This window comes from Clostridium chromiireducens (assembly GCF_002029255.1).
Classification (GTDB): Bacteria; Bacillota; Clostridia; order Clostridiales; family Clostridiaceae; genus Clostridium; species Clostridium chromiireducens.
This window is the reverse complement of record NZ_MZGT01000145.1, coordinates 1-4,503: the sequence shown is the minus strand read 5'-3', so window position 1 is coordinate 4,503 and position 4,503 is coordinate 1. Positions and strand designations below refer to the sequence as shown.

Sequence of the window (4,503 nt, the reverse complement as noted above, 5' to 3'; positions counted from 1 at the left end):
CCAGCGTTCGTCCTGAGCCAGGATCAAACTCTCAATAAAAAGTTTAATCTTAGCTTACTCAAATAAAGAATTGCTGGTTTACTTAAATGTATTTATATATTCTGTTCAATTTTCAAAGACCAATTTTTCTTACAACATATTGTTGTAACTTACTTTATTTCTTGTCACCCTCAAGCGACTTTCTTAGTATATCACTTGCTTTCGACCCTGTCAACATCTTTTTTCAAAATCTTTCAAAGTTTTTTAAACTTATTTGTTGACTCCTTCAAAATGTTTTATGTCTCTTAGCGACGTTTTTTATCTTACCACATATACTTTTTATATTAAAACCGTAATAAATGTATTTTAACCAGTTTATATTAAATATAATACTATATATACATACATTTCTCCATTATCCTCATATGGATACGCCAGGATTAGTTATATTGGTCTTATCTATAAAATTCATATATAGTCATCTATTTTTCTTCTAGATTCCCCAAGATCCTAAGAGGTTAAAAAATGTATTAATTCTGTTTAATATCTTATTACGTCCCTTAACCGTTATAAAATAAGATAAGTTTAGCTAATTGTATGCTATTAGTTAAACTTATCTCTAGAACATAAATAAGAGTCTATATAATATTACCAATAATTTATTAGCCACATCTTGATTATTATTTTTTATTGTTATACCCTATCTTCTCTAAAATAATCAATGCTGTGTCTTCAATAGCTCTTTCTGTTACATCTATAGTTTTACATCCTATCTTTCTCATTATTTTATCAGCAAAATCAAGTTCCTCTAGAATTCTTGCATCCCCTGCATATTCAATATCAGATGTAATTCTATGGAACTTATCTAGCCTCCTTTTCCTAATCTCAATTAATCTAAGCGGATTTATAGTAAGTCCAAATACTTTCTTTTTATCAATTTCATATATTTCATCCGGAACACCGACTTCTGGCATTAATGGTATATTTATTGCTTTTATACCTTTATTAGCTAAATACATGCACAATGGCGTCTTTGATGTACGCGAAAGTCCTATTAATACTACATCAGCATTTTTTAGTCCTCTATAATCCTTACTATCATCATATTGCATTGCAAACTCCATAGCTTCTATTCTCTTAAAGTATACCTCATCTGTCTGCCTCATGGCACCAGGATTATATGTAGGATGAGTTTTCAAAATAGTAGATGCTACATTGATTATCGGACCTAACACATTCATAACTGAAATATTTTTTTCCATTGCCTTTTGCGTTAAATACTCTCTAACATTAACTGTTATTATTGTTGATACTATTATTGTATTTTCACACTCATCTGCAACTTTCAATACGTCTTCAACATCCTCTAGCCCTTTTACATAAGGAATTCGTTTAACATCAACCTTTTCTGTAAATTGGCTCGCTGCTGCAACTGCGACCTGATGCGCAGTTTCTCCTATAGAATCTGATACCGCTAAAATTGTTAACATAATCTTATACCTTCTTTCTCACGTTTTTCTAATAATCTTCTACACCTTAGTCTGATATTATTTCTACATATTTTATCAATATTCATAAATTCCATATCTACATTCTCTATATTTCTATATTAACCCAAACCTATCTCTTTTAATAGTAGTGAATTTTTTCATAGCATATGTTAAACTTTAATATATCATTAATATAATTACAATTGGAGGTACTTATATGAAGAATAAAAAAGTATTGACTATGAGTGTTCTTCCCATTATGTGGGCTATATATGTCTTATTTGAGCTTATTACAGGAAGAATTACTGATTCTCAAACAATTTTCTTTAATATATTATTAATTTTATTATTTGCACTAGTAGGTTTATTTACTTATAAAATAGGAATTAAGTATGAATCTGGCTTTAAGTCTAATATATTGTGGACATTATTTTTATTATTTTTCGTACTGGATCAAGGCGTAAAATTTTTAATTAAATTATTCTGGTTCAACAATTATTTTTCTATAGTCCAAAATATATTATATTTCAGACCTATAATTAATACTGATGGCTCATGGCTAAATGCTAGATTTGGCACGTCAGTAAACTTTCCAATTTTAATAGCCTTAAATACAATAGCCATCTTTCTATTTATTGAAGTATATAGGTATTATTTACATAAAGGAAATAAAGACTTTTGGGCAGATATGTGCTTCATTTTCGTTAGTTGTGGTGCAATCTGCTCACTAGTTGATAAAATATTTTATGGTGGGAGTTTAGATTTTATTGGAATAAGTAACTTATTTATTGCCGATACAAAAGATCTATATATTAATCTGGGTATCTTGTTTTTTGCTCTTACTATGTTTAACAAAGGATATCTATCATCAAATGATGACACATCTTTTAGTGAGGACATTCAATCACTAAAAAGATTTCTACTATTTGTAAAATACGATATTGCTAGTAAATTTAAATCTTTCTAAAATAAATACTTATTTAACAATGTTAGAAAAAATTAAATAACGCCTTAATTAGTAATAGCTAAATTTTAATATATTACTAATTAAGGCGTTATTAACTTAATTTCTTATACTAATGTAAAAAAGAGCTTTTACATAAAGTAAAAGCTCTTTTATATAAATACTAAGCAAGTTTTTAAAACAAATTACTTTATTAAAGTAATTGGTGGCTCACCCGGGAATCGAACCCGGGACACCATGATTAAAAGTCATGTGCTCTACCGACTGAGCTAGTGAACCATCTTACCTCGCAACGTCCTACTCTGCCACACAGTCGCCCGTGCAGTACCATCGGCGCTATAGACCTTAACTTTCCTGTTCGGAATGGGAAGGAGTGTTACCTCTATGCCATCATCACGAGATCTTATTGTTTCAAGTCTAAGACATATTGAAGGACTTAACAAAATCATCTAATAACTAAATCTATAAATTTAAAATTTGTATTTTCTGAATTCACCTTCAATGTAAGAATTTTTTACATCTTACACTATTGTGTCGAATACTTGCCTCAACAAGATATTATTATACATAGTATTATCTATTGTGTCAACACTTATTGTGAAATTAAATTTTAATTTATTTTTTTTATATATTCTTTAATTAACTCTATTGATTTTTTAAATTTATCTAACTCTTCATTTGTCATGTGTATTTCAACAACTTCTTTAACTCCGTCAGCATTTAGAACTGCTGGTACCCCACAGAAAACATCATGTGCTCCATATTCACCTTCCAGTAGTGTAGATACTGGCATTATTCTATTTTCATCATTTATAATTGCCTTTATTATTCCAACAGTTGCAGTTGCAATTCCATAGTATGTTGTTCCTTTTCTATTATATACTTCCCAACCAGCTCTAGCTGTTTCTAAGACTAATCTATCTAAGTCTACTTCCCCAACTCTATCCTTATTATCTCTTAATATTTCATAAAATGATTTTCCACCAACTGTCACATGAGACCAAGGTACCATTTGAGAATCTCCATGCTCTCCCATAGAGTATCCTTGCACACTACGTGGATCTACATTTAATAGATCCCCAATAAAATTCTTTAATCTAGCAGAATCAACGGAAGTCCCGGTACCAATAATATGACTCTTAGGTAAGCCTGATATTTTATAAACATGATATGCAATCATATCCACAGGATTTGAAATAACAATAAAATGCCCTTTAAATCAGCTCTTCATTATAGGATTGACAATAGATTCTACTATTCTTGCCGATAATTCTAGCGTATCTATCCTTGTTTGCCCAGATTTAGGAGGTGCACCAGCTGTTATTACAACAATATCAACATCGCTACATCGTTCGTAGCTTCCTCTTAGAACTTTTGTATTTCTATTTAAATATTCGATACAATGGTTTAAATCCATCACTTCTCCTAGTGCCTTTTCTTCATTTATATCAATCATTAGTATTTCATCACAAACACCTTGTGTCAATAAGCTAAAAGCTGTGCTAGATCCCACTAATCCAGTTCCTACAATTGCAACTTTGTTCTTTTTTAAACCCATATATAAAATTCTCCTTCATAAATTATCATTTAAATCTATATTATACTTCCTATTATAAGCATTTATTCATACGCTAATCTATTTTAATATATTTGCTCTAAGTATTATCTGCTATAAAAATTATTATTGCAACTTTCATTTATCAATATAAGTTTCAATTAAAACGCTAATAATTTATTTAACTCACAAAACTATTGTAGTTTTTGTGTATATATATCTAAAATATGTGGGTAAATTTAAAATTCTGATAATCTTTTTTTGTAAAACAAAAAAGATTGTTAAATATTTTTAACAATCTTCACTCTGGTGCGTCATCAGGGATTCGAACCCTGGACACCCTGATTAAGAGTCAGGTGCTCTACCGACTGAGCTAATCACGCAAATCTTACCTCGCAACGTCCTACTCTGCCACACAGTCGCCCGTGCAGTACCATCGGCGCTATAGACCTTAACTTTCCTGTTCGGAATGGGAAGGAGTGTTACCTCTATGCCATCATCACGAGATGCTTGTT

Annotated in this window: 2 protein-coding genes, 2 tRNA genes, 2 rRNA genes and 1 pseudogene; 1 reads left to right on the top strand and 6 read right to left on the bottom strand. The window is 30.3% G+C overall.

What is annotated here, in order from left to right:
- Positions 1-659: 659 nt before the first annotated feature.
- On the bottom strand, positions 660-1,469 hold the full coding sequence (locus CLCHR_RS23850; RefSeq protein ID WP_079442427.1) for a pyruvate, water dikinase regulatory protein: 810 nt from the start codon (positions 1,467-1,469) through the stop codon (positions 660-662).
- Between the two features lie 217 nt (positions 1,470-1,686).
- Here CLCHR_RS23850 and CLCHR_RS23845 point away from each other — a divergent pair, with 217 nt between their 5' ends.
- On the top strand, positions 1,687-2,436 hold the full coding sequence (locus CLCHR_RS23845) for a signal peptidase II (RefSeq protein ID WP_079442426.1): 750 nt from the start codon (positions 1,687-1,689) through the stop codon (positions 2,434-2,436).
- Positions 2,437-2,636: 200 nt separating this feature from the next.
- On the opposite strand, the gene CLCHR_RS23840 is transcribed toward CLCHR_RS23845, so the two are convergent.
- From CLCHR_RS23840 to rrf (CLCHR_RS23820), 5 genes and pseudogenes are all read right to left on the bottom strand, one after another.
- A tRNA-Lys gene (locus CLCHR_RS23840) sits at positions 2,637-2,712 on the bottom strand.
- Positions 2,713-2,717: 5 nt separating this feature from the next.
- A 5S ribosomal RNA gene (gene rrf, locus CLCHR_RS23835) occupies positions 2,718-2,834 on the bottom strand.
- Between the two features lie 209 nt (positions 2,835-3,043).
- Positions 3,044-3,991: pseudogene (locus CLCHR_RS23830) on the bottom strand (L-lactate dehydrogenase).
- Between the two features lie 304 nt (positions 3,992-4,295).
- A tRNA-Lys gene (locus CLCHR_RS23825) sits at positions 4,296-4,371 on the bottom strand.
- Between the two features lie 7 nt (positions 4,372-4,378).
- Positions 4,379-4,495, bottom strand: a 5S ribosomal RNA gene (rrf, locus tag CLCHR_RS23820).
- Positions 4,496-4,503 lie beyond the last annotated feature (8 nt).